Below are 23,870 nucleotides of genomic sequence, written 5' to 3' on the forward strand. Positions count from 1 at the left end.
GTCATGGCCGAAATAGTTCTCGACAAAGTCACCAAGCTCTACCCCGACGGCGCAGCTGCGGTGAGCGACGTCGACATCACCATCGCCGACGGCGAATTCATCATTCTCGTCGGGCCGTCCGGTTGCGGAAAGTCCACCACCCTCAACATGATCGCCGGACTCGAGGACATCTCCTCGGGCGAGCTGCGCATCGCGGGGGAGCGGGTCAACGAGCGTGCACCGAAGGATCGCGACATCGCGATGGTGTTCCAGTCCTACGCGCTGTACCCGCACATGACGGTGCGGCAGAACATCGCCTTCCCTCTGACGCTGGCGAAGCTCTCGAAGTCCGAGATCAACACCAAGGTCGAGGAGGCAGCCAAGATCCTCGACCTCAGTCAGCACCTCGACCGGAAGCCGGCGAACCTCTCCGGTGGTCAGCGACAGCGAGTTGCCATGGGCCGCGCCATCGTTCGCACACCCAAGGCCTTCCTGATGGACGAGCCGCTGTCCAACCTCGACGCGAAGCTACGCGTGCAGACGCGCGCCGAGATCTCGCGGCTGCAGAAAAGACTGGGCACCACCACCGTCTACGTGACGCACGATCAGACCGAGGCCATGACCCTCGGCGATCGCGTCGTGGTGCTGCGCGGCGGGCTGGTGCAGCAGATCGGTTCTCCCCAGGAGCTGTACGACAAGCCGCGAAACCTGTTCGTGGGCGGCTTCATCGGATCGCCCTCGATGAATTTCGTTCCCGGACAGCTCACCTCGAACGGCGTATCCACCGCGCTCGGTGAGATCGACATCCCGCTCGAACGGATGGATGCGATCAAGGCCAAGAACCCGGGCCGCGAGGTGGTCGTCGGCATTCGCCCCGAGCATTTCGAGGACGCAGCGCTGATCGACGGCTACCAGAAGATGAGCGGTGCCACCTTCACCGCCACCGTCGACGTACTCGAGTCGATGGGCAGCGACAAGTACGTCTACTTCACGTTGAAGGGCGCCAAGGTCGAGTCCAGCGAGCTGCAGGAGCTTGCGGCCGATGCGGGTATCGCCGATCTCGGTGGCGCACAGGTCGTTGCACGTCTGGCAGCCGAATCCAAGGCCGCCGAGGGCGGTCAGGTGGAACTGTGGTTCGACCCGGCGAAGATCTCGGTGTTCGACCAGGCCTCGGGTTCCAACCTGACGCTGTAGTGCCTACGGCAGTGGTGTGGTTGAGTGCCCCAGGCGGCACTCAACCACACCACTGCGCAGCACTCAGAACGCCGAACCCGTGGTCGGTAGTGCGAAGCCCTGAAAGAAGTCGAAGGGGACCACGTTCGGTGCCGGGTTCTGCAGCTGTGGGGCGGGTGCCTGCGGAAAGAGTTCGGGCAACCGGAACTGATCGGGTTGTTGGTATTGCTGATCGCTGTGGCCGCGATCGTCGCCGTCCGAGCGCAGCGGATCGGCCGACGCCGTACCTGTTACCGCGACCAGTGGAACCGCCACGAGTGCTCCGGTGACTGCTGCGCGGGTGAGAATCTTCTTGGTGTTCATCAGGTGTGCCTCTCGTCGGTGTTCGTACCTCCACGACACTAGGTACGTATGAGGTCACCCGAAAGGCAGATTCGTTGACTCCCAGTAGATTACGAGTTTTCTGCCAGGGGCCTCGACCAGCGGATGGACGGTCCGTGTCCTGGTCGGAGGAGGGTGTCACCTGTCAGGCTGCTGTGAGGCGGTCGGCAGTGCGTCATACCGGTATGTTCGACGTGGTGGTCGGTTCGGACTCGGCAACTCGCACCGATTCCCGAGCAGCGGGGGTGCTCCTGATGGCCAAGGCCGCGAGTACGACGACGAGGCAGGCCACCGCGCCTGCGACGAAGGCTGCGGTGTAGACGCTTTCGCGGGCAACGGCGGTCCCGTCGATCGTGAACATGGCCAGGACAGTCGACAGCGTCGCGCTGGCAATCGAGGTACCGACTGTCCGGACGATCGAATTGACGCTGTTCGCCACCCCGGTGTCCGCTGCGCTGACCTCGGCCATGAGCAGGTTCGGCAGGGCTGCGAACGCAAGACTGACGAACATGTTGATGACGATGCCTGCGGTGATCAGCTGCCAGGTGTGATCGTGGGCGAGTGCGACGAAGACGAATCCGATCAGTCCGATCACGGCGCCTGCGATCAGTACGCGGCGCGGCCCGAACGACCGGATGAGGCGGCCACTGACGACGGCTGCGACTACTCCGACCGCCGCGCCGGGCAGCAGATAGACGACGCTCGCTTCGAGAACATTCGCAGTGAAGCCGTAGCCGGCCACGGCTCGCGGTGTCTGCACGAAGTACGAGCAGGCGAGGAAATTGACGAACATCCCGATACCGACGAACAGGGTGGCGACGTTGGTGGCGAGCAACGGTCCGTGGGTGAGCATGCGGGGTGCGACGAGTGGCTCGCCGGCGCGCTTCTCGAAGTTCCACCAGATGGCCCCCGCGAATACACCGACGACCGCGCAGCCGATGGTGGCAATCGAACCCCACCCCCACGTGCGGCCCTGGGTCAGGGCGAGGAACAGCAGAAGCAGCGTCACCGCGAGCAGTGCAGCGCCCCACCAGTCGACGGTGCCGCCACTGGTTCTCGGGCGCGCCGGTACGCCGAACCAGGCGATCGCGAGCGCGACCACGACGATCGCAACAGTGAGCCAGAACACGCGGTGGTAGTCGGCGCCGTTGGCCGTCAGCAGCCCGGTCAACACCAGTCCGAATCCACCGCCGACGCCGAGTGTGCCGGACAGGACGGCCATCGACCCCACGAGCTTGCGAGGTGGCATCTCGTCACGAAGGACGGCTAGCGCGATGGGGAACAGTGCGTAGGACACGCCCTGCAGGACCCGGCCGACGATCAGCCACAGCAACGAGTGGGTCAGCGCCGCGAGCAGAGATCCGGCGAGGACGACGGTGAGCACACCGATCAGCACCGGACGCTTACCGTGCAGGTCGGCGAGCCTACCGATGACCGGGGTGGCGATCACCGCCGCGAGGAGATTGGCCGTCAATACCCATCCGGCGGCGGTTGTGCTGACCCCGAGTTGGGTGCCGATCGTCAGCACGATGGGGACCACCATCGTTTGCAGAACGGCGAGAGTCATGACGATGAAGCAGAGTCCGGGCAGCAGTATGCGGCGGGTGGACATGAAAGAACGACCTCGTTAGGTATCGACGATGCAGTGGAACCGAGACGAACAAAGTGATGAACGCATCTAAGTAACTATCAGATGTAGGTGTACCAGGAAAGCTGGTTCGGGAAACCACGGCCGGGCATCGACGCAGGCTCTACTGCGGCCGGGTGGGCTTGCCCAGAGCTTTCTGCCGCAGTTCGCTGACGATCTCGTCGTTCCACACATGCTCGCGCACCAGGCGGTACCGTTCTCGGCTCATCCAGAGGTAGGCCTCCGCATCGGTGCGATCCTCGAGGATTTCGGCCGCGCGCACCATGCGCACCACCGGCAGGTACTCCTCGCCGAACCAACGCCGCGCGACGGTACCGCGGTCGACGAATTCACCGACCTCCTGCATCAGCCGGAAACCCCACGCCTCGACCGACTCGCTGAGCTGGGCGTAATCGAACGGATCGGTCACCTGGACGGCCTCGCGTGCCTTGCCGACCAAGGGGACACGACTGAGGAAGATTCGGCGGTGATCCTTGATCAGCAGATCGCCGCGACGGGTGATGCCCTCGGGGGAGATGCGCGTGATGATCTCGGTGACGACGGCGTCGATCGACGTTCGATGCATGGCGAACGCGATGGACACTCGATGATGGCCGTCGACGACGAAGTGCATGCCGCCGATGCGGTACACCTGGATCGGGGGCATCGCCTCGCCGCGGCGTTGAGCGGCGGCAAGTCGCTGCCAGCGTTCACGAATGCGCGCCGACGTCGGGCGGAAGAAGCGGTCGAAATCACGAGTGCGGTCGACGCTCCCGACGATGGTCTCGACGCGAATGACCTGCAGGCCGAGGTGACGCTCGCCCACCTTGCCGAGCGCGGCAACCACCTCGTCGAACGGCAGGATGGTGTTGACGTCGTCGGGTTGACGCCGGAGCCATCCGACCAGACGGGCGACGTCGGCGCGTCGGCGCTGGCGGGTGAAGTCGTTCTCCGCATCGGCGGCCGGAAATCCGGTGTCACGTGCCATGCCTGCGCCTCACGATCCTCGGTGCCTCGAATTCGGTTCTCTGTCCACCCGGTTCGATCTCGAGCAGGGTGTACCCGACGGTGTTGATCACCGCGGCGCCGTGCAGGGTCAGATCCTCCGGCGTAGCGCCGTGCGGATGAATATGGCCGTGCAACAACAACTGTGGGGCGAGTCTTCGCGTCACCTCGTCGAGACAGTCGAAACCGATGTGTGCGGGGTCGGTGTCGTCTCCGACGCCGAGCGGCGGACTGTGGGTCAGCAGAATGTCCAGGGGCCGAGAGTCTTTGCGTACGTTGCGATGCCACGCGAACGTTCGGGTCAGGGTGCGTGAGCGTCGACGCTGCTGCCGCTGGGTCCACTGGTTGGGCCCGCCGTTGTAGCGGATGGACCCGCCGAGACCGGCGATCCGCAGGCCGGCCGCGGAGACGATTCGGCGATCGACATTGACGGCCCCGACGGGTCCGGGCCAGGTGGTGGGGAGCCCGGCGCGCATCCATCCCGCACGTCCGGCCGAGTAGCCGGTGAGGTCCGCGTCGTGGTTGCCGGGAACGAATACGCACGGCGCGTTCAAGGCATCGGTGAGGTATTCGAGGTAGTCGAACGGCAGGTCGCCTGCGCCGAGGATCAAGTCGACTCCGAGCGACTTCACCTGCGGACTCCACAGGGATTCGATCGTTTCGTCGGACACTGCGAGAACGGAGACCACGGGTACGACGGTACCCACCTCCCCCGAGTGGCACCTCCGAACGGACTTCTCGGGCATCGGTGGTGTTGGATGGGTCAGGTGAGCGACAGTGTTGGATGGGTCACGTGAGTGACAGTGTCATTGCAGCGGTACGCGCACATCTGGTGACCGAGATCGGCGACGAGAATCCGTCGTCGGCGTCGGTGACGTTCCTCGGTCTCGAGCCGCTGGACGTCCTGAGATTCGGCGCGGACTCCGACGTGGTCCGGTACGTCAGTCTCGGCTGTTCTCGACACCCGATGGCCGATCCCAACGAACTCGTCGCAGATCCCTCGCGCGGCCCCCGAGCCGAACTGGTGCTGACTCTCCGAGGCGGTGCAGGCGTGGCCTCGGGCGTGCACAAGAGTCTGGCCGTCCTTGCTGCGTCACCCGCGGTCGAGGGCGTCGTACTCGTCGAGGACGCGCTGCTCGATCTGAGCGAGCCGCTGTGGACCAACGCGCCGTTCACCGCTGTGCTGCTCGGGGCGAGCGACATCGCCGATCTGACACTGCCCGAGCCCTACGATCCGGTTCGCTTTCTGGCCGCCGTCCCTCTCACCGGCACCGAGGCCGCCTGGGTGCGATTGCGCGGAGCCGATGCGCTGCGTGAGGCCTGGGCCGAGGCCGGAATCGACGTTCGCGATCCGAATCGTTCCGCCGCCAGCCTCTGACGGCTTCTCAGCGCGCGTAGGACGCCAACGCCGGTTCTGCAGCAACCGCATCTTCCTCGAAGTGTCGTCGTATCTCGGTGAAATAGCTCGGCCCGGAGGCGCCTGAGCCTGGAGTGAGGCGCAGATTCGGCATCGTCGTGGTGAAGCACAGGTTCTTCGAAATGCGTTGCCGTACAGCGGGTCCGTTGTGGTCGAGTGCGTCGAGCACGATGTTGTACGCGACGTTGTCACCGAGAATGCCGAAGTGTTCGACCGGTCGCAGTGGGCAGACGTCCTGGACGGCGATGTTCGACGCTCCGGCAAGGGTGCTCGCGCGTGGTTGCGGATAGATCAATTCGTCGAATCTCGTGAAGATCGAGGTGTAGCTGGGGCCTAGGGGCAGGGGGCGGGCAGCCAGTGCGGTGAGGAACTTCGATCCGGTTGCGATCTGCCAATTCGCCGGTGGGCACTCCTGCGAGTCGTCGCACCCGTTTCGGGCCGAATCGGTCCCGTTGTACGGAGTTGCGAGTGAGATGACATCCGACACCAGTGCAGGCAGGTCCGGCCAGAACGTCAACGCCCACAGCTCGTCCAGCGGTCCGTGCTGGTGGCCCATCATGACGACCTTGCGGCCACTGTCGGCGGCCATGGTCCGAACTGCGTGGACGACGTACTGTGCCGAGATCTGCAGGTCTCCGTAGCCCTCGTCGGGAAACGACAGGCTGCACACCGGGATTCCGATGGCAGGCAGTGACTGCAGGTAGTTCCAGCCGAACGACTGCTGATCGGTGGCGAAGGCCGGGGTGAGCAGAACCGGATCGCGGGTGGCCTCGTGCAGATCCGTGGTGCACGTGAGCGCGTTGTCGAGATCGGCCTGCGCGACGGTCAGCGGCGGGCCGGCGGGCTCGGCGGGACCCGGCTGAGCCGATGCGGCCCCCGGCGCGGACGAAAAGACAACGGCGACTGCCACGGCCGATACCAGCGTGCGGATTCTCATCGATCCCTTCCGAATGACGATGCAGGGCTTCTGCAGTCTCATCCGGCAAGAGCAGGTGGGTTCGTCACCCGGCGGTGGTCGGGGCAATCACCAACAACCGGCGCTCGACGTTGGGCGATGTCCAACGTCGAGCGTGGCTTCTACAGCCAGTCGTTCTTGTGGAACGTGCGCCACAATCCGATGCAGACGCAGGCGACGATCGCGGCGATCAGGTGGTAGCCGTAGGTCCAGTGCAGCTCGGGCATGTTGTCGAAGTTCATCCCGTATATGCCCGCGACCATGGTCGGCACTGCGGCGATCGCCACCCACGCCGAGATCTTGCGCATGTCCAGGTTCTGCTGCATCGTCACCCGGGCCAATGCGGCGTCGACCAGCGAACTGAGTACCTCGTCGTATTCGGAGATCCGCTCGGCGACAGTGGTGTGGTGGTCCTGTACGTCACGCAGATACCGTCGTACGGCCTTCGGCACGCTCGGTTCCTGCACCAGACGAGCCAACGGCGTCGACAGCGGCGTCACCGACCGGCGCAGCTCGACGACCTCCCGCTTGAGCAGGTAGATGTTCTCGATGGGCACGTGATGGTGCGGGGAGAACACTTCTTCTTCCATACCGTCGACGTCCCGCTCGATCGACTCGGTCACCGCCAGATACTCGTCGACGACGTGGTCGGCCACAGCGTGCAGCACCGCAGAGGGCCCGAGTGCGAGCTGTTCCGGATTCGCTTCGAGGCGCTGCCGGACGCCGGCCAACCCCGAATGTTCGCCGTGCCGAACGGTGATGACGAAGTCCCTGCCGACCATCACCATGATCTCGCCGCTCTCGACGATCTCGTTGGCGGTGGTCACCGACTCGTGCTCGACGTACTTCACCGTGCGCAGCACCAGGAATGCGACGTCGTCGTAGCGTTCGAGTTTCGGTCGTTGGTGCGCGTGCACCGTGTCCTCGACCATCAACTCGTGCAGTCCGTAGCACTGCGCGATCGCGTTCATCTGATGGTCGTCGGGCGCATGCAGGCCGACCCACACGAACCCCTCGCCGCGGGCACGTACCTCCGCAATGGCCGAGGTGTGGGTGAATCTGCCGGGCAATCGGGAGCCGTCGACGTACACCGCGCAGTCGACGATCGCGCGGGCCGTGGGCACCGGAATTCTCGGGCCCGGATCGGGTGCGGCCTTGGGTCCTCGTCGATGCAGTGACGGGAGCGACGGTCGAGGTGGAAGGGACGGCATGGCGGGCAATCGTACGCCAGCAAAACGACGAGACGGAGAGCCTGGAACACTGTCGAGGTGCTCATCGATCTTCACACCCACTCGACGGCGTCCGACGGTACCGACAGCCCGGCAGAGCTGGTCCAGGCGGCGTCGGCGGCGGGACTGTCGGTGGTGGCGCTGACCGACCACGACACCACGTCGGGCTGGGACGAAGCGGCCGCGGCCGTTCCTGCCGGTCTGACGCTCGTACGCGGTATGGAACTCTCGTGCACCGGACGCGGTGAGGACGGCGAACCGGTTCCCGTGCACCTGCTCGCGTACCTTTTCGACCCCGAGAACGAAGCGTTCGCGGCCGAGCGCGCGCGTCTGCGCGGCGAACGGGTGACGAGGTTGCGAGCTATTGCCGAGAACATGGCGGCCGACGGTCTGCCGATCGATCCCGACGCAGTGTTGGCCTCGGCCGGTGCCGCAGCCGGACGTCCCCATCTCGGCCGTGCACTGATCGACGCCGGATACGTCCAGGACATGAATGCCGCGTTTGCCGGTCCGCTGGCGACCAGCGGCAAGTACTACGTGGAGAAGGTGGACACTCCGCTCGAGTCCGCGGTTCAGATGATCGCGGCAGCCGGCGGTGTGAGCGTGCTCGCGCATGCTCGGGCCCGCGCGCGCGGACGCATCCTCGACCTGGACCACATTCGAGAACTGACGCCGTTGGGGCTCGGGGGAGTAGAGGTCCATCACATGGATCATTCGCCGGAGGACACTGTGGTGATGGCCGATCTCGCCGCCGAACTGGACTTGATCGTCACGGGGTCCTCGGATTACCACGGGACCAACAAGACAGTGAAACTCGGCGAATACACCACTGCGCCGGACCAATACGATCGCATAGTGGCGGCGGCTCGCTCATGACCTTCGATGTGACGCTCTACCTGACCGTGCTCATCACCCTGTTCGTCATCATGGACCCGCCTGGCGCTATCCCGGTGTTCCTGTCCCTGGTGGGCCGCAAGAGCAAGGAAGCTCGCAACAAGGCCGCGTGGCAAGCACCCGCAGTCTCGCTGACCGTCATCTCGGTGTTCGCCATCGGCGGTCAGGCGATTCTGAGCTACCTGCACATCGGCATTCCGGCGCTGCAGGGCGCGGGCGGATTACTGCTACTGCTCATCGCCCTGTCGTTGCTCACCGGCAAGGGGGCGGGCGGAGACTCCGCGGCGGAGGACGTCAACGTAGCCCTCGTGCCGCTCGGGACTCCGCTGATGGCAGGTCCCGGTGCCATCGCCGCAGTGATCGTCTACGTCAGTCAGGCCGACGGTGATGCTGGCTCCTTGCTGGCGATTGCGTTGGGCATCATCACTATTCACGTGCTGTTCTTCCTGATCTTGCGATTCTCGACGGTACTGATCCGTCTTCTCGGTGAAGGTGGCATCTCGCTGCTGGCGCGTATCGCAGGTTTGTTGCTCGCCGCCATTGCGGTGCAGTTGATCGCGGATTCGGTCCGCGGATTCGTGGCCGGCGGATGACCGGGGCCGGAGTGGGGCTCCGATTCCTGCGCGGGCTCAGCGGTGTCGTCACCGCCGGTCTGGTGGTGCTCGCGATCGGTGTCGCCGTCACTCAATATCTCGGGCACTCGCGCGGCTTCCCGGGACCCGGGGGGCTTTCCGTCGGCGCACACATCGCCGCCGCCGTGGTGGCCGTCGTCGCCCAGCGCATCGCGGATCATCGGCGTGGATTCTCCGCGTTCGTCGGTGCACTCGTCGTCTTCGTCGTCACGGGCCTGGTGCTGTGGACTCAATGGTGGCAATGAGGACAGGGGTGGCAGTGAGGGCACTTCTGACTCTGTGGTCAGGTGGCCGGGCGGTGTGGCACACTGGGGCCACCGATCGGGCTACAGCCCGTCGCTGATCGTGTCGGCACACCCGCCGCACCTGCGAGACACGCTTTCGGCAGTTTGCAGCCAGCACTGGCGCACTCCGAGCGCTCTCCATTCCCAGAACCACTCACTTCGTTGACATGCGTCGCCTTGCTGGTCGAGGTCGACAGTGCGAGGAGCTTTCACCGTGACGGCAGTCGAAGACACCACAGCACCGAACTCGGCACCGGCAATGCCGGCCGCGATCACCGACGAGGAGATCTTCGCCGGACATCTCGGCGGAAAGCTGTCGGTCGAGTTGGCGGCGCCGCTCGAGACCCAGCGCGATCTGTCGATCGCCTACACCCCCGGGGTAGCCCAGGTCAGCCGCGCCATCGCGGCCGACCCAGCGCTCGCCAAGCGCTACACCTGGACCGATCGCCTCGTCGCCGTCATCTCCGACGGTTCCGCGGTGCTCGGCCTGGGCGATATCGGCCCCCGGGCGTCCCTGCCGGTGATGGAGGGCAAGGCGGCACTGTTCAAGAAGTTCGCCGGTCTCGACTCCATCCCGATCGTCCTCGACACCAACGACGTCGACGAGATCGTCGAGACGATCGTGCGGCTGCGGCACAGTTTCGGTGCCGTGAACCTCGAGGACATCTCGGCACCGCGCTGTTTCGAGATCGAACGCCGCGTGATCGAGGCGCTCGAGTGCCCGGTGATGCACGACGATCAACACGGCACCGCGATCGTCGTCCTTGCTGCACTCAACGGAGCCGCGAAGGTTCAGGGCCGCAACACGTCCGAACTGAAGGTCGTCATCTCCGGAGCCGGGGCAGCAGGCGTCGCGTGCGCCAACATGCTCCTGCTGGCCGGCATTAGGGACGTGGTGGTGCTGGACTCCAAGGGGATCGTCTCCTCGGATCGCCAGGACCTCACCAGCGTCAAGACCGATCTCGCTGCGCGCACCAATCCGCGTGCCCTTGCCGGCGGAGCGGCCGAGGCCTTGGCCGGAGCCGACGTGTTCCTCGGTCTGTCCGCGGGCAAGGTCGACGAGTCCTACATCGCCTCGATGGCCCCGCAGGCCATCGTGTTCGCGCTGTCGAACCCGGATCCGGAGATTCACCCGGAGGTGGCGAGGAAGTACGCCGCCATCGTCGCGACCGGGCGCAGCGACTTTCCGAACCAGATCAACAATGTTCTCGCCTTCCCCGGTGTGTTCAAGGGCGCGCTCGACGCGGGCGCTCGTCGTATCACCGAAGGCATGAAGCTCGCCGCTGCCGAGGCAATCCTCTCGGTTCTCGGCGACGAGTTGGCTGCGGACAAGATCGTGCCCAGCCCACTCGATCCTCGTGTCGCCCCGGCCGTTGCGGACGCAGTTGCGGCAGCAGCGCGAGCCGAGGGCGTCGCGTAGGAAAACGGAAGAAACACCGGCGAACCCAGCCCCCACCCGGGCCAGTGGTTCGCCGGTGTCTTTCGTTCGAATACGCCCTCGAGTTCTCTCAGACCTTCGCCAGGCCGGTGGGCATCCGGCGCAGCCGGCCGGTTCCCGGAACGGAGGTCCACACCGCAAGGGCGAGCAGACCGTCGACGACGAGGGTCAGCACTGCCACCAGGATCGCGCCGACCAGAACCCGTTGGTAGTCGTACAACGCCAGGCCGTCGAAGATGTAGCGGCCGAGCCCGCCGAGGTTGACGTAGGCCGCGATCGTCGCAGTGGCGATGATCTGAAGAGTGGTGTTGCGGAGTCCGCCGAGAATCAGGGGGAGCGCATTCGGAATCTCGACCCGAAGCAGAACTTGGGTTTCCGTCATGCCCATCGCGCGGGCGGCGTCCACCACATTCGCGTCGACGTTGGCGATACCGGAGTACGTCCCGGCCAGCAGCGGCGGAATGCCGAGCAGCACCAGTGCGATGATCGGCGGCACCAGCCCCAACCCGATCACCAGAACCAGGAACACCAGGATGCCGAGGGTGGGCAGCGAACGAAGTGCGTTGACGAGGCCGACGATCACCGCTTCACCGCGTCGTAGATGACCGATCAACAGGCCGATGGGTATTGCGATCACTGCAGATAGTAGGACCGCCAGCAAGCTGTACCACATGTGCTCGATCAGCCGAGCGCCGATTCCCGTTGGCCCGGACCAGTTTCCGCCGTCGAGGATGTACGAGAACGCCTCCGAGAACAGATTCATGCGCGTGCCTTCTTCTTCGACGAGCCAGTGCCGAGGCGCGTCCACGGGGTGAGCCGACGACCCAGTAGGAACAGGGCCGCGTCGAACACCAACGCCAGGAACACGATCGAAATGATGCCCGCGAATATCTGGTCGGGGTAGTCACGCTGGTAGCCCTGCGTGAACAGCTGACCGAGGCCGCCGATGCCGATCACCGAGCCCACCGAGACCAACGAGATGTTCGTGACCGCGACAACCCTGATGTTGGCGATGAGCACCGGAAGTGCCAGTGGCAGTTCGACGGTCAATGCTCGGCGCAGTGTCGAATAGCCCATTGCCTCGGCGGAATCGACGACGGCGAACGGTACCGAGTCGAGTGCCTCGGGTACCGCGCGCACCAGCAGCGCTGTCGAGTAGACGGCCAGCGCGATCACGACGTTCAGCGGATCGAGAACGGGGAGACCGACCACGGCCGGAATGGTGACGAACAGTGCCAGCGACGGAAGGGTGAACGCAATACTGGCCACCGTCAACGTGATTCGGCGAACCCAGCGGGTGTTGCGGATGACGGTGCCCAGCGGGATGGCGATCAGCAGTCCGACGAACAGCGGGACGAGCGAGAGATACAGGTGTGTCTTCGTGTAGCCGAGAACGACATCGAAATTGTCGAACAGCCAGGTCACTGGTCCGTGTCCCCGGTCGCGAGGAAGTGGTGGCGGTTGCGCTCGGAATCCTCGGACTTGCGTTGTGCGGCAAGATTTTCGAGTATCTCCGCGCCGTCGACACTGCCGACCGCCGCCCCGGACGAATCGACAGCAACGCCGATGCCCGACGGCGACGAGATCGCCGAGTCGAGTGCCTGGCGCAGATCTCCGCCCTCGAGGAACAACGACCCGCCCGCCGCCGTGCTCTCGTCGATGCTTCGGCCGTCGCGCACCTTCTCGACGCCGGTTGCATCGATCCACCCGAACGGACGCCGCTGCGAGTCGACCACCAGGACCCATTGCCCCTGGTCGAGTCGAAGACTGCTCACCTCGTCCTGCATGGCCGTGTGGATGGGGTGCATCGTCACCGATTGGGCCGACCGGAAAGACAGGCCTCGGTAACCGCGGTCGCGACCGACGAAACCGGCCACGAACGGGGTGGCAGGTGCCGCGAGTACGGTCTCGGGCTTGTCGTACTGCTGCAGTCGGCCCTGCGGTCCGAAGACCGCGATGTGATCCCCGAGCCGGACGGCTTCGTCGATGTCGTGGGTGACGAAGACGATCGTCTTCTTCAGATCGGCCTGCAAACGCAGCATCTCGGTCTGCAGTTCCTCACGAACCACCGGGTCCACCGCGCTGAAGGGCTCGTCCATCAACAGGATCGGGGGGTCGGCGGCCAGTGCCCGGGCCACCCCTACCCGCTGTTGCTGTCCACCGGACAGCTGCGCCGGATAGCGCGAGGCGAACGCCGGGTCCAGGCCGACTCGCTCGAGGACGTCGAGTGCAGCCTTGCGCGCTGCGCGACGAGATTCGCCGTTGAGCACGGGCACGGTGGCGACGTTGTCGACGACGGTGCGATGCGGAAGCAACCCTGCACTCTGGATGACGTAGCCGATGCCTCGGCGCAGTTTCACGGCATCGGTGTCGGCAATGTTGCGACCGTCCACTGTGATCACGCCGGAGGTGGGTGTGATCATGCGGTTGATCATCCGCATCGAGGTGGTTTTGCCGCAGCCGGACGGCCCCACGAACACGGTGAACGAGTGTGGCTCGATCACCAGGTCCAAGGAGTCGACTGCCGTGGTGCCGTCCGGATACGTCTTGTTGACCTGCTCGAAAGTGATCATCAGCTGACCGGCTGGTCCAGGCCCTTGTCCTTGACCCACGCCGCTGCCGCTGCCGCAGGCTCGACCTTCTCGTCACCGGACACCGAGGTGTTCAGCGCGATCAGCTCTTCGGTGGTGATCTGAGCCGACACGGCGTCGAGAACCTGGGTGAGCTTGTCGGACTGCTTGGCCGTACGCAGCACCGGGATGATGTTCTGGGCGGCGAAGTTGTTCTCCGGGTCCTCGAGCACCACCAGATCGTTCTGCGCGATCGCAGGCGAGGTCGTGAAGATATCCGCGGCGACGACCTGGCCGGAGACCAGAGCCTCGACGGTGGCAGGTCCGCCGCCGTCCGAGATCGGGATGTAGTTGCCGGCCGAGATGTCGAGGCCGTACTTGTCGCGGAGACCCGGCAGACCGCCGACTCGTTCCTGGAATTCGGGAGTGCCGGCGAAGGTCACGTCCGAGGAGAACGGCGCGAGGTCCCCGACGGTCGTGAGGTTGCGCTCGGTGGCGGTCTGCCGGGTGACGACGACGGCGTCCTTGTCCTCGCCGGGGGCCTGGGCCGTGACGGTGAGGTCGTCGCCCAGTGCGGCGGGCAGGGCTGCCAGCACGTCGTCGGAGGACGTGGCGGTTGCGGACTCGTCCAAGTACTGCAGCAGGTTGCCGGTGTAGTCGGGAATCATGTCGATAGACCCGTCACGCACTGCGGGGATGTATGCCTCGCGGCTGCCGATGTTGAGCTTGGTGCTCACGTCGAAACCGTTGGCACGCAGCGCCTCGGCGTAGATGTTCGCCACGGTCTCGGACTCGGGGAAGTTCGCGGACCCGATGATGATGGAGTTCGTGTCGGTGTTGGTCTCGCCTCCACCGCTGGACAGCGGATCCGAATTTCCGCCGCAGGCGGTCAGGGCGGTGACCGAGAGAGCGAGTGCGGCAACAGCTGCCACTGCCCTCGGAGCGGAGAACGCACGCGTGATTCGGGAGGTGGTCATGGTGTCCTTCCATCGGTTCGGGCACAGTCCTACCCATTTCCGCCGATCGGCCCCTGGGGGGCATCGGAAGAACCAGGACTCGGGCTGCTCGGGATGGTAGTCGAAATCAGGGTGGCCATAAGGTTGGTTCGACTACCGTCTCGTTCGCACTAGTGCCCCGCGGCCGGGATCGGTAAACCACACGGGCAGTGAACAGGAGAAAATACGGTGCGTTCGTCGGTTCTGGCCACGGCTGTGGTGGTGTCGATCGCAGGACTCCTCGGCGGCTGCAGTACCGCCGAGTCGACCGCGGCTGCTGATGGGCCCGTCGTCGTCGGATCGGGCAGCTCGGACATCTCCGAGCTGCTCGCGCAGATCTACGCCGGTGGGTTGCGCTCGACGGGGGTGGACGTCGAAACGAAGGACGGCCTCGGTGATCGGGCCGACTACCTCGCGGCTCTCGATCGCGGCGAGGTATCGATGGTTCCCGAACTGACCGGCGACCTGTTGCGCACCTTCGACACGCTCGCCTTTGCAACCGAGGCCGAGGACGTGTTCACCGAGCTGAACCGCTCGCTGCCCGCCGGATTGTCGGTGGGGGACTACGCGACGGCCGAGGATCGATTGGCGATTGCAGTTGCTCCCGACTCGGCGTCGGACGACGGAGAGACGGTGACGGACTTTCTCCGTCGGGGCGAGAACACCGTGGGCCTTGTCGACGGCCAGGTCGATCCGATGGACGTGGTCTCGGTGACCAGGAGCAGTCCCACATTCACAGGGGCGTCGTTCACCGATTTCACTCCGTATTTCGACGGGCAAGCTGCCGTCGACGGGTTGAACGCGGGAGAGGTGGGCGCTCTCGCCATTCGCACCGCGTCGTTCGGCCCGCTCGCGAAAGATCTGACAACACTGCCCGACGACGACCACGTCTATCCGGCGCAGAACGTCGTTCCGCTCTACCGCAACGGAGTGCTCAGCGAAAGTGCTGTGAGGTCGTTCTCGGTGGTGGCGGGGGAGCTGACGACCGCGGACCTCGCCGACATGATCGGCGAGGTCCGCAGTGGTGTTGCGTCAGGCGATGTCGCTGGCCGCTGGCTCGGTGAGCACAACCTGTGAGGCATCGTTCGTCGACGCCCTGACCTTGCGGCCCAGATACGCGCCCATGTGCTGGACGGCCTCGGCCGCTTCACGCAGGATCGACGCCTGCAGATGAGCTACGTGCCAGAGCTTCTTGTACTCGACGTGTTCGAGCTCTGCGCCGGACAGGCGCAGCTTGTCCGCGAACGCGGTGATCTGTGCGTACAGGACCTCGTCGGTGCCGACGTGCATGACGATCGGTGGCAGGCCGTCCAGGTTTCCCAGAAGTGGCGCGAAACCCTGATCCAGCGGATCGCCCGCGCCCAGGTACGCGTCGGCCGAGCTGTACGACCAGCCGGTGTTGACCACGAGATCGCGCTCCTTCGGAGCGTCGCGCGCACCGGGATCGACCCACGGCGAGATCAGTCCGAGGGCGGCCGGGCTCGTTCCGTCGTCCACCAGACGGCGGGCAGTAGCCACTGTCAGACCGCCGCCGGCCGAATCGCCTGCGATGGCGATGCGATCGGCAGTGAATCCGTGTGAGCGGACCAGTTCACGGAACGCGGCCACTGCGTCGTCGAGTGCGGCGGGGTATGGGTTTTCCGGGGCCAACCGGTAATCGAGCACGTAGACGGCACTCGCCGATTCCCGGGCCAGGTGCGCGGCCAAGGAGCGGTGCGTGTTGATCGATCCGATCGTGTACGCGCCGCCGTGGAGATACAGAATCGCGGTGTCGCGTTCGGTCGCACCGACGGTGACACGCTCGGCTTTGCGGCCCGCGAGTGTCATCTTCTGCGAGACCGTTCCGTGCGGCAGCGTCTGCGCCGGAGCCGCAGCCTCGAGGAGGGCCCGCTGCGCCCGGAAAGACAGGCGCGGATTCAGTGCGAGGCGATAGAAGGGCTTCAGCGCTGCCGCGACGATCGGCAGGGGAACGTAGAAGGCTTTCATGACGCGACCCGTCTACTTCTTCGTGCGTGGCATCGCACGCTTGGACACCATGGCGACCAAGCCCTGGTACCGCGAACCGGTGATGCGCTGCAGTAGATCGAGGGCGATGGCGTCGGAACCGATGAGTACTCGGCCCTTGCCCTTCTCGACGCCCTTGAGGATGGTCTTGGCCGCGTCGATCGGGGTGGTCTTGGCAAGCTTTGCGTCGAAGAATTTCGCCACGTCGGCCTGGTCGAAGTTCTCGGCGACGGTGGCATTTCGGGCGATGGCGGTCTTGATGCCACCAGGGTGAACCACCGTCACCTTCACCGGTGCCTTCGAGATCAGCATCTCCATGCGCAGCGACTCGCTGAACCCGCGAACGGCGAACTTCGCTGCGTTGTACGCGGACTGCGACGGCATGGCCAGCAAGCCGAAGAGGCTCGAGATGTTGATGATGTGGCCGTCGCCGGAGGCCTGGATGTGCGGCAGAAAAGCCTTGGTGCCGTTGACAACTCCCCAGAAGTCGACGTCGACGATGCGCTCGATGTCCTTGAACGAGGACTTGTCGACGTCACCGTGGTACGCGATGCCTGCATTGTTGTAGATCTGGTTGACCTTGCCGAAGTGCGCGGCGACGGCCTCGGCGTAGTCCAGTACGGTCTCGCGCTGGGAAACATCCAGAAAATCCGATTTGACCTCGGCTCCGAGGGCCTCGACCCGTCGGACGGTCTCGTCGAGCCCGGCGGTGTCGACGTCGGACAGGGCCAGTTTCGCTCCGCGCCCGGCCAGCTCGAGGGCCAGTGCGCGGCCGATTCCCGAGCCTGCGCCCGTGACGACGGCTACCTTGCCAGTGAATGTGCTCATCGAGCGGCCACCTTGTCTGTGTTGTTGCCGGTGCCGGTGTCGGCCGACGATCCGGAGGAGAGGTCTGCGCTGGCGACGCTACGGTACGCATCCAGATCGAACTGCTTGGTGATTCTGCGGAACTCGAAGGTGAAGCCAGGCCACAGGGTCGTGTTGTTACCGTGCTTGTCGAGGTACCAGCTGGCACACCCACCGTTCATCCACACACTCTTGGACAGCTGGTCCTGCAGGGTCACGTTGTACTCGTCCTGCACGTCCTTGCGCACTTCGATCGTGCCGATGTCGTGCTTGTCGATGGTGTTCAGCGCGTCGACCAAGTAGTTGATCTGCGATTCGATCATGAAGACCATCGAGGTGTGGCCCAGACCGGTGTTCGGTCCCACCAGGAAGAACATGTTGGGGAAGTTCGCCACCGCTGCGCCCTTGTAACCCTGCTGGCCACCGTCGTCGAAGGTTTCGGCCAGCGTGCGACCGTCCTTGCCGGTGATGCCCTGGTATGCGGGGGAGTCGGTGACGTGGAAGCCGGTGGCGACAACGAGCGCGTCGATCGGCCGCTCGGTGCCGTCCTTGGTCACGATGGATCCCTTGCGGACCTCCGCGATGCCATCGGTCACGAGATCGACGTTGTTCTGGGCGAGAGCCGGGTAGTACGCGTTCGAGATCAGCATGCGCTTGCAGCCGATGCGGAAGTTCGGCGTCACCTTGGCGCGCAACGCCTTGTCCTTGATCTGGGTACGCAGGTGGTTCTCCGATGCCCACTGCAGGGGCTTCATGAAGGCCGGAGCCTTGGCCAGTCCGACGACCTGGGTCTCACGCATCGCGTAGATGCCGGCGCGAGACAGACGCTGGAATCCGGGAACGTGCTTGAAGGCGAAGCGCTCGAGCTTGGTGTACGGGCGATCGGCGCGCGGGAGGATCCAGGGCGCGGTGCGCTGGTACACGTCGAGGTGCTTCACCTGGCCCGCGATGGCGGGCACGATCTGGATTGCCGACGCGCCGGTGCCGATGACGGCGACGCGCTTGCCGGCAAGGGAGACGTCGTGGTTCCACTGGGCGGAGTGGAAGACGTCGCCCTCGAAGTCGTGAATGCCCTTGATGTCGGGCAGATTCGGCTCACAGAGTGCGCCGACGGCCGAGACGACGATCTTCGCGGTGTAGTTGCCCGAGGTGGTCTCGACATCCCAGCGGTTGGACTCGGCGTTCCAGCGAGCCGAGGTCACATCCGTGCCGAACACGTGCTTGTCCATGACTCCGTACTTGCGCGCCACCCCGGCGATGTACTTCTGGATCTCGGGCTGCGTGGAGAACGACCGGGTCCAATCGGGGTTCAGGGCGAACGAGTACGAGTACAGGTGCGACGGCACGTCGCAGGCGGCACCGGGGTAGGTGTTGTCGCGCCAGGTGCCGCCGACGTCGTGGCCGCGTTCGATGACGACGAAGTCCTTCTTGCCTGCCTTCGTCAGCTTGATCGCGGCACCGAGGCCGGCGAATCCGCTGCCGATGATCAGCGTATCGACGTGACGCGGCGACGTTGCACGGTCCGAAGTATCTGTTACGGGAAGACTCATGTAGGGGAGCGTAGAAGCTTATTGAGTGTGAGTCAATAGTTATTGACTAATATTCAGTAGGGTGGTTGCATGGCGTTCGTGAACAGCCCCGGTGCGACGACGAAGCGGACCAGACTCAGTCCCGAGCAACGCCGAGCTCAGCTGATCGAGCTGGGCACCGAGATGCTCGCCGACCGGCCACTCGAGCAGATCTCCGTCGAGGACATCGCAGACCAAGCAGGTGTCTCCCGTGGCCTACTGTTCCACTATTTTTCGTCCAAGCAGGAGTTTCACCTCGAAATAGTTCGCGAGGCCTCGCGGTCGATGATCGAACGCACCGCCCCCGACCCCGAACTCGAACCCTTCGAGATTCTCCGCGACTCCATCGCCAACTACGTCGACTACGTCACCGAGAAGCGCGACACCTTCATCTCCCTGCTTCGCGGCACCGCGAGCGGAGACCCCCTGATGCGCGAGGTGTTCGAGCAGACCCGCACCACCATGGCCGAGCGCACCCTCGTTCAACTGGCCGGCCTCGACATGGAAGTGACCCCCACCATCGACCTCGCCGTCCGTGGCTGGATCGCCTTCGTGGAGGAAGCGACCATCACTTGGCTCCGGGATCCGCACATCACTCGCGACGAGTTGATCGACCTGAACGTCAACGCCCTGCCTGCCGTCGCCCTGGCACCGGGAATGATCTCCGCACTCCTGGGAGCCGACGCCGACGCCTGAGCCCCTTAGTGCGACGCCCGAGTTGCGCGTCCTCTCCGGTTGGGATCGCCCCGGTTGGGATCAATGTCCCTTTGTTGCAGTCTGACCGACTGAATCCCGCATTCATCCGAAGTGCCGTCACGGCTACAGCCGAATGAATGCGGCTCTGTTGCAATCTGAGCGACTGAATCTCACATTGATCCCAACCCAGGGCGCACAGAAACGACGAAAGCGGCCCACCCCCCGAAGGGAGTGGGCCGCTTGTCGCTGTCGGAGATCTAGTCTTCGCCGACCTTGTTGAAGGCCTCGTCGATGATTTCGAGTTGCTCGACGGCGTGCACCTTGCTCGAGCCCGATGATGGTGCGGACATTGCGCGACGGGAGATGCGCTTGATGCCGACCAGCTTTTCGGGCATGAGCTCGGGCAGTGCGAGACCGAAGAACGGCCAGGCACCCTGGTTCGCAGGCTCTTCCTGAACCCAACGGAATTCCGTTGCGTTCGGGTAGCTCTCGAGTGCTTCCCGGATCCGACGGACCGGCACGGGGTACAGCTGCTCGACGCGGACGATCGCGACGTCTTCGCGGTTGTCCTTCTGCTTGCGAGCGAGGAGCTCGTAGTAGAGCTTGCCGCTGACCATCAGCACTCGCTTGACCGCGCTGCGGTCACCGGTGCCGGTGTCGTAGGTGGGCTCGTCGAACACCGAGTGGAACTTGCCATCGGTGAAGTCCTCGATGTTGCTCACCGCTGCCTTGTTGCGCAGCATCGACTTCGGGGTGAAGACGATCAGCGGGCGACGAATGCCGTCACGCGCGTGCCTGCGCAGCAGGTGGAAGTAGTTCGCGGGGGTCGACGGGAGCGCGACGGTCATCGAGCCCTCGGCGCACAGCGTCAGGAAGCGTTCGATGCGTCCCGAGGTGTGGTCGGGACCCTGACCCTCGTGGCCGTGCGGCAGCAGCAGCACGACGTCGGAGAGCTGACCCCACTTGGCTTCACCGGAGGAGATGAACTCGTCGATGATGGACTGAGCGCCGTTGACGAAGTCGCCGAACTGCGCTTCCCACATCACCAGTGCGTCCGGGTTGCCCACGGAGTAGCCGTACTCGAAGCCGACGGCCGCGAACTCGCTCAACGCCGAGTCGTAGACCATGAACTTGCCGGGGTTGTCGCTGCCGATGTTCTGCAGCGGGGTGTACTCGGCACCGGTCTTCCGATCGATGATCACCGAGTGCCGCTGGGTGAACGTGCCACGGCGGGTGTCCTGGCCGGAGAAGCGAATATTGCGTCCCTCGTCCACCAACGATCCGAGTGCCAGCAGCTCGCCGAATGCCCAGTCGACCTTGCCCTCGTGCGCCATCTCGCGACGCTTCTCGAGTACCGGCTTGACGCGCGGGTGCACGTTGAACCCGTCCGGGACGTCGAGGTGGGCATCACCGATACGGTGCAGGACGGCCTTGTCGACGGCCGTGGTGAGCTTGGCAGGCAACTGCTGGTCGAGTTCGACCGATTCGCTGGGCTCCGGGGTGTACTTCTCGAGTTCGCGTACCTCGTTGAAGACGCGTTCGAGCTGACCCTGGTAGTCGCGAAGTGCATCCTCGGCTTCCTTGAGCGAGATGTCTCCACGGCCGATGAGCGATTCGGTGTAGCTCTTGCGGACGCTGCGCTTGGTGTCGATCACGTCGTACATCGCCGGCTGGGTCATCGAGGGGTCGTCGCCCTCGTTGTGACCGCGACGGCGGTAGCAGATCATGTCGATGACGACGTCCTTGTGGAACTTCTGACGGAAGTCCACCGCCAGCTGGGCGACCCAGGCGCAGGCCTCGGGGTCGTCGCCGTTGACGTGGAAGATCGGCGCAGCGATCATCTTGGCCACATCGGTGCAGTACTCGGACGAACGCGAGAACTCCGGCGATGTGGTGAAGCCGACCTGGTTGTTGACGACGATGTGCACTGTTCCGCCGGTGCGGTAGCCCCGAAGATCGGACAGGTTCAGTGTCTCGGCGACGACGCCCTGGCCGGCGAAGGCAGCATCTCCGTGCAGCATCAGCGGCAGGACGGAGTAGCCGCCCTGGCCGGTGCCCTTGTCGTGCAGATCCTGCTTGGCGCGGACGAGTCCCTCGAGTACAGGGTCGACGGCCTCGAGGTGCGACGGGTTCGCCGTGAGCGAGACCTTGATGTCGTTCTCGCCGAACATCTGGATGTACGTGCCCTCTGCACCGAGGTGGTACTTCACGTCGCCGGAGCCGTGTGCGGCAGCCGGGTTCATGTTGCCCTCGAACTCGGTGAAGATCTTCGAGTACGGCTTACCGACGATGTTGGCGAGCACGTTGAGCCGGCCGCGGTGCGGCATGCCGATGACGACCTCGTCGAGGGCGTACTCCGCACTCTGGTCGATGACGGAGTCCATCATCGGTATGACCGACTCGGCACCTTCGAGCGAGAAGCGCTTCTGGCCGACGTACTTGGTCTGCAGGAACGTCTCGAAAGCCTCGGCGGCGTTGAGCTTGCTCAGGATGTACTTCTGTTGCGCCACAGTCGGTTTGACGTGCTTGGCTTCGACGCGCTCCTGCAGCCACGACACCTGTTCGGTCTCGAGGATGTGGGTGTACTCGACGCCGACGTGGCGGCAGTACGAGTCGCGCAGCACGCTGAGCACGTCGCGCAGCTTCATCTTGTCTTTGCCGTGGAATCCGCCGACCTTGAACTCGCGGTCGAGGTCCCACAGCGTGAGGTCGTGGCTGATCACGTCGAGGTCCGGGTGCATCCGGAACTTGTCCTTGGTGAACTGCAACGGGTCGGTGTCGGCCATCAGGTGACCGCGATTGCGGTACGCCGCGATGAGCTCGAGCACGCGGGTGTTCTTGTCGACCGTGCCCTCGGGCAGATCCTTGCGCCAGCGGATGGGCTCGTACGGGATCTTGAGCGAATGGAACAGCTCGTCGTAGAACTCGTCGCTGATCAGCAGGTTGTGGATCGTCTTGAGGAAGTCACCCGACTCGGCACCCTGAATGATGCGGTGGTCGTACGTCGAGGTCAGCGTCATCAGCTTGCCGACGCCGAACTCGGCGAGACGCTCGTCGCTGGCACCCTGGAACTCTGCCGGGTACTCCATTGCGCCGGCACCGATGATGGCGCCCTGGCCGTTCATCAGACGCGGCACCGAGTGCACGGTTCCGATTCCGCCGGGGTTGGTCAGCGAAATGGTGACGCCCTGGAAGTCCTCACCGGTGAGCTTGCCGTCGCGGGCGCGCCGGACGATGTCCTCGTAGGCGTTGTAGAACTGCGTGAACGTGAAGTCCTGCGTGTTCTTGATGGCAGCGACGACGAGCGAGCGGTTGCCGTCCTTGCCGGGCAGGTCGATCGCCAGACCGAGGTTGATCGCGGCCGGAGTGACGGCGTTCGGCTTGCCGTCGACCTCGGCGAAGTGGCGGTTCATGTTCGGGAACGCCTTGACGGCCTGCACGATGGCGTAGCCGAGCAGGTGCGTGAACGAGATCTTGCCGCCGCGGGTACGAGCGAGATGGTTGTTGATGACGAGACGGTTGTCCACCATCAACTTGGCCGGAATCGCACGCACGCTGGTTGCGGTCGGAATCTGCAACGAGGCCGACATGTTCTTCGCTACCGCTGCTGCTGCGCCGCGCAGGATCTTGCTCGACTCTTCGCCGAATTCGGCTGCTGCAGGGGCTGACTTCGCCGGAGCGGCCTTCTTCTCGGCAGGCTTTGCGGCGGCGGCAGGCTTCGCAGGCTCGGCCTTCGGCGCGGCGGCTTTCGGGGCAGCCTTGGGAGCTGCGGCCTTCGGAGCGTTGGCCTTGGGAGTGCTGTCCTTCTGCGGAGCCGAGGCGGCAGGCTTGGCGGGAGGCGCGGGTGCTGCTGGGGGAGCGGACTTTGCCGAACTACCGTTCGAGGCTGCGCCGTTCCCGTTACCGGACGCACCGTTCGAGCTGCCGGCAGTCTCGTCGGTTACGGCCTGGGGGTCGTAATCGGTGAGGAACTCGTGCCAGCTCGCGTCGACGGAGGAAGGGTCTTGCTTGAATCGCTGGTACATCTCGTCGACCAGCCATTGATTTTGTCCGAATTGGGTAGTAGAGCTGCTGCTCACGGCAGTAGTTCGCCTCGTTTCTGTCTTCGTTCCCGTTCAGCGCGCGTACAAGTCCAGGCTAGACCTTTGGTCCAGCTCACGTGCGTCCGGGACGTAGC

General features: G+C 64.7%; 22 protein-coding genes. 8 read left to right on the plus strand and 14 right to left on the minus strand.

What is annotated here, in order from left to right; genetic code table 11:
* The first annotated feature begins 3 nt into the window (after positions 1-3).
* Positions 4-1,173, plus strand: a complete 1,170-nt coding sequence (locus O4220_RS20070) for an ABC transporter ATP-binding protein (RefSeq protein ID WP_269607223.1) — start codon at positions 4-6, stop codon at positions 1,171-1,173.
* Between the two features lie 63 nt (positions 1,174-1,236).
* Here O4220_RS20070 and O4220_RS20075 read toward each other — a convergent pair whose 3' ends face one another.
* The 4 genes from O4220_RS20075 to O4220_RS20090 all read right to left on the minus strand — a co-directional run bounded on the left by O4220_RS20075 (position 1,237) and on the right by O4220_RS20090 (position 4,854).
* Positions 1,237-1,515, minus strand: coding sequence for a hypothetical protein (locus tag O4220_RS20075; RefSeq protein ID WP_269607224.1), 279 nt, complete (start codon positions 1,513-1,515; stop codon positions 1,237-1,239).
* Positions 1,516-1,708: 193 nt separating this feature from the next.
* Entirely contained in the window at positions 1,709-3,145 is a 1,437-nt protein-coding gene (locus O4220_RS20080) for an MFS transporter (RefSeq protein ID WP_269607225.1), read from the minus strand.
* A 139-nt stretch (positions 3,146-3,284) separates the two neighbouring features.
* Entirely contained in the window at positions 3,285-4,148 is an 864-nt protein-coding gene (locus O4220_RS20085) for a chromosome partitioning protein ParB (protein WP_094641301.1), read from the minus strand.
* Complete coding sequence (locus tag O4220_RS20090; RefSeq protein ID WP_269607226.1) at positions 4,138-4,854, minus strand: metallophosphoesterase family protein; 717 nt, start codon at positions 4,852-4,854, stop codon at positions 4,138-4,140. The genes O4220_RS20085 and O4220_RS20090 overlap by 11 nt, the downstream gene beginning before the upstream one ends.
* 104 nt (positions 4,855-4,958) lie before the next feature.
* Between O4220_RS20090 and O4220_RS20095 the strand changes: the two genes are divergently transcribed.
* Positions 4,959-5,543: a suppressor of fused domain protein gene (locus tag O4220_RS20095; protein ID WP_269607227.1), complete on the plus strand. Its 585-nt coding sequence runs from the start codon at positions 4,959-4,961 to the stop codon at positions 5,541-5,543.
* Positions 5,544-5,550: 7 nt separating this feature from the next.
* Here O4220_RS20095 and O4220_RS20100 read toward each other — a convergent pair whose 3' ends face one another.
* Together O4220_RS20100 and O4220_RS20105 are read right to left on the minus strand one after the other, a co-directional pair.
* The gene (locus O4220_RS20100) at positions 5,551-6,519 is read right to left on the minus strand and encodes an esterase/lipase family protein (protein WP_269607228.1); all 969 of its coding nucleotides are present in this window, start codon (positions 6,517-6,519) and stop codon (positions 5,551-5,553) included.
* Positions 6,520-6,659: 140 nt separating this feature from the next.
* Positions 6,660-7,748, minus strand: a complete 1,089-nt coding sequence (locus O4220_RS20105) for a magnesium and cobalt transport protein CorA (RefSeq protein WP_269607229.1) — start codon at positions 7,746-7,748, stop codon at positions 6,660-6,662.
* 57 nt (positions 7,749-7,805) lie between these two features.
* Here O4220_RS20105 and O4220_RS20110 point away from each other — a divergent pair, with 57 nt between their 5' ends.
* The 4 genes from O4220_RS20110 to O4220_RS20125 all read left to right on the plus strand — a co-directional run bounded on the left by O4220_RS20110 (position 7,806) and on the right by O4220_RS20125 (position 10,996).
* Positions 7,806-8,642 carry a PHP domain-containing protein gene (locus tag O4220_RS20110; protein ID WP_269607230.1) on the plus strand — a complete coding sequence of 279 codons (837 nt, stop codon included), beginning with the start codon at positions 7,806-7,808 and terminating at the stop codon, positions 8,640-8,642.
* Positions 8,639-9,253, plus strand: a complete 615-nt coding sequence (locus O4220_RS20115) for a MarC family protein (RefSeq protein WP_032375910.1) — start codon at positions 8,639-8,641, stop codon at positions 9,251-9,253. The genes O4220_RS20110 and O4220_RS20115 overlap by 4 nt, the downstream gene beginning before the upstream one ends.
* Positions 9,250-9,537, plus strand: coding sequence for a hypothetical protein (locus O4220_RS20120; protein ID WP_269607231.1), 288 nt, complete (start codon positions 9,250-9,252; stop codon positions 9,535-9,537). The genes O4220_RS20115 and O4220_RS20120 overlap by 4 nt, the downstream gene beginning before the upstream one ends.
* A 298-nt stretch (positions 9,538-9,835) precedes the next feature.
* The gene (locus O4220_RS20125; protein ID WP_269607281.1) at positions 9,836-10,996 is read left to right on the plus strand and encodes an NAD(P)-dependent malic enzyme; all 1,161 of its coding nucleotides are present in this window, start codon (positions 9,836-9,838) and stop codon (positions 10,994-10,996) included.
* Between the two features lie 88 nt (positions 10,997-11,084).
* On the opposite strand, the gene O4220_RS20130 is transcribed toward O4220_RS20125, so the two are convergent.
* The 4 genes from O4220_RS20130 to O4220_RS20145 are packed head-to-tail and all read right to left on the minus strand — an operon-like array spanning position 11,085 to position 14,561.
* Positions 11,085-11,777, minus strand: a complete 693-nt coding sequence (locus tag O4220_RS20130; RefSeq protein ID WP_269607232.1) for an ABC transporter permease — start codon at positions 11,775-11,777, stop codon at positions 11,085-11,087.
* Positions 11,774-12,439 (minus strand): ABC transporter permease, encoded by a 666-nt coding sequence (locus tag O4220_RS20135; protein ID WP_269607233.1) that lies wholly within the window; start codon positions 12,437-12,439, stop codon positions 11,774-11,776. The genes O4220_RS20130 and O4220_RS20135 overlap by 4 nt, the downstream gene beginning before the upstream one ends.
* The gene (locus O4220_RS20140) at positions 12,436-13,587 is read right to left on the minus strand and encodes an ABC transporter ATP-binding protein (RefSeq protein WP_269607234.1); all 1,152 of its coding nucleotides are present in this window, start codon (positions 13,585-13,587) and stop codon (positions 12,436-12,438) included. The genes O4220_RS20135 and O4220_RS20140 overlap by 4 nt, the downstream gene beginning before the upstream one ends.
* Positions 13,587-14,561: an ABC transporter substrate-binding protein gene (locus O4220_RS20145; protein ID WP_269607235.1), complete on the minus strand. Its 975-nt coding sequence runs from the start codon at positions 14,559-14,561 to the stop codon at positions 13,587-13,589. Before O4220_RS20145 ends, O4220_RS20140 begins: the two co-directional genes overlap by 1 nt.
* 207 nt (positions 14,562-14,768) lie before the next feature.
* Here O4220_RS20145 and O4220_RS20150 point away from each other — a divergent pair, with 207 nt between their 5' ends.
* A complete protein-coding gene (locus tag O4220_RS20150; RefSeq protein WP_269607237.1) occupies positions 14,769-15,656 on the plus strand; it encodes a glycine betaine ABC transporter substrate-binding protein in 888 nt (295 codons plus the stop codon).
* Here the strand turns inward: O4220_RS20150 and O4220_RS20155 are convergent.
* The 3 genes from O4220_RS20155 to O4220_RS20165 are packed head-to-tail and all read right to left on the minus strand — an operon-like array spanning position 15,612 to position 18,979.
* On the minus strand, positions 15,612-16,565 hold the full coding sequence (locus O4220_RS20155; protein WP_269607238.1) for an alpha/beta hydrolase: 954 nt from the start codon (positions 16,563-16,565) through the stop codon (positions 15,612-15,614). The two genes, O4220_RS20150 and O4220_RS20155, sit on opposite strands and share 45 nt — an antisense overlap.
* A 12-nt stretch (positions 16,566-16,577) precedes the next feature.
* Positions 16,578-17,411, minus strand: a complete 834-nt coding sequence (locus tag O4220_RS20160; RefSeq protein ID WP_269607239.1) for an SDR family NAD(P)-dependent oxidoreductase — start codon at positions 17,409-17,411, stop codon at positions 16,578-16,580.
* Positions 17,408-18,979, minus strand: coding sequence for a flavin-containing monooxygenase (locus O4220_RS20165; protein WP_269607240.1), 1,572 nt, complete (start codon positions 18,977-18,979; stop codon positions 17,408-17,410). The genes O4220_RS20160 and O4220_RS20165 overlap by 4 nt, the downstream gene beginning before the upstream one ends.
* A 69-nt stretch (positions 18,980-19,048) precedes the next feature.
* Between O4220_RS20165 and O4220_RS20170 the strand changes: the two genes are divergently transcribed.
* The gene (locus O4220_RS20170; protein ID WP_269607241.1) at positions 19,049-19,693 is read left to right on the plus strand and encodes a TetR/AcrR family transcriptional regulator; all 645 of its coding nucleotides are present in this window, start codon (positions 19,049-19,051) and stop codon (positions 19,691-19,693) included.
* Positions 19,694-19,950: 257 nt separating this feature from the next.
* On the opposite strand, the gene O4220_RS20175 is transcribed toward O4220_RS20170, so the two are convergent.
* The gene (locus O4220_RS20175) at positions 19,951-23,772 is read right to left on the minus strand and encodes a multifunctional oxoglutarate decarboxylase/oxoglutarate dehydrogenase thiamine pyrophosphate-binding subunit/dihydrolipoyllysine-residue succinyltransferase subunit (protein WP_269607242.1); all 3,822 of its coding nucleotides are present in this window, start codon (positions 23,770-23,772) and stop codon (positions 19,951-19,953) included.
* Positions 23,773-23,870 lie beyond the last annotated feature (98 nt).

The organism is Rhodococcus ruber (genome assembly GCF_027270735.1).
In the GTDB taxonomy this organism is placed as follows: Bacteria; Actinomycetota; Actinomycetes; order Mycobacteriales; family Mycobacteriaceae; genus Rhodococcoides; species Rhodococcoides rubrum_A.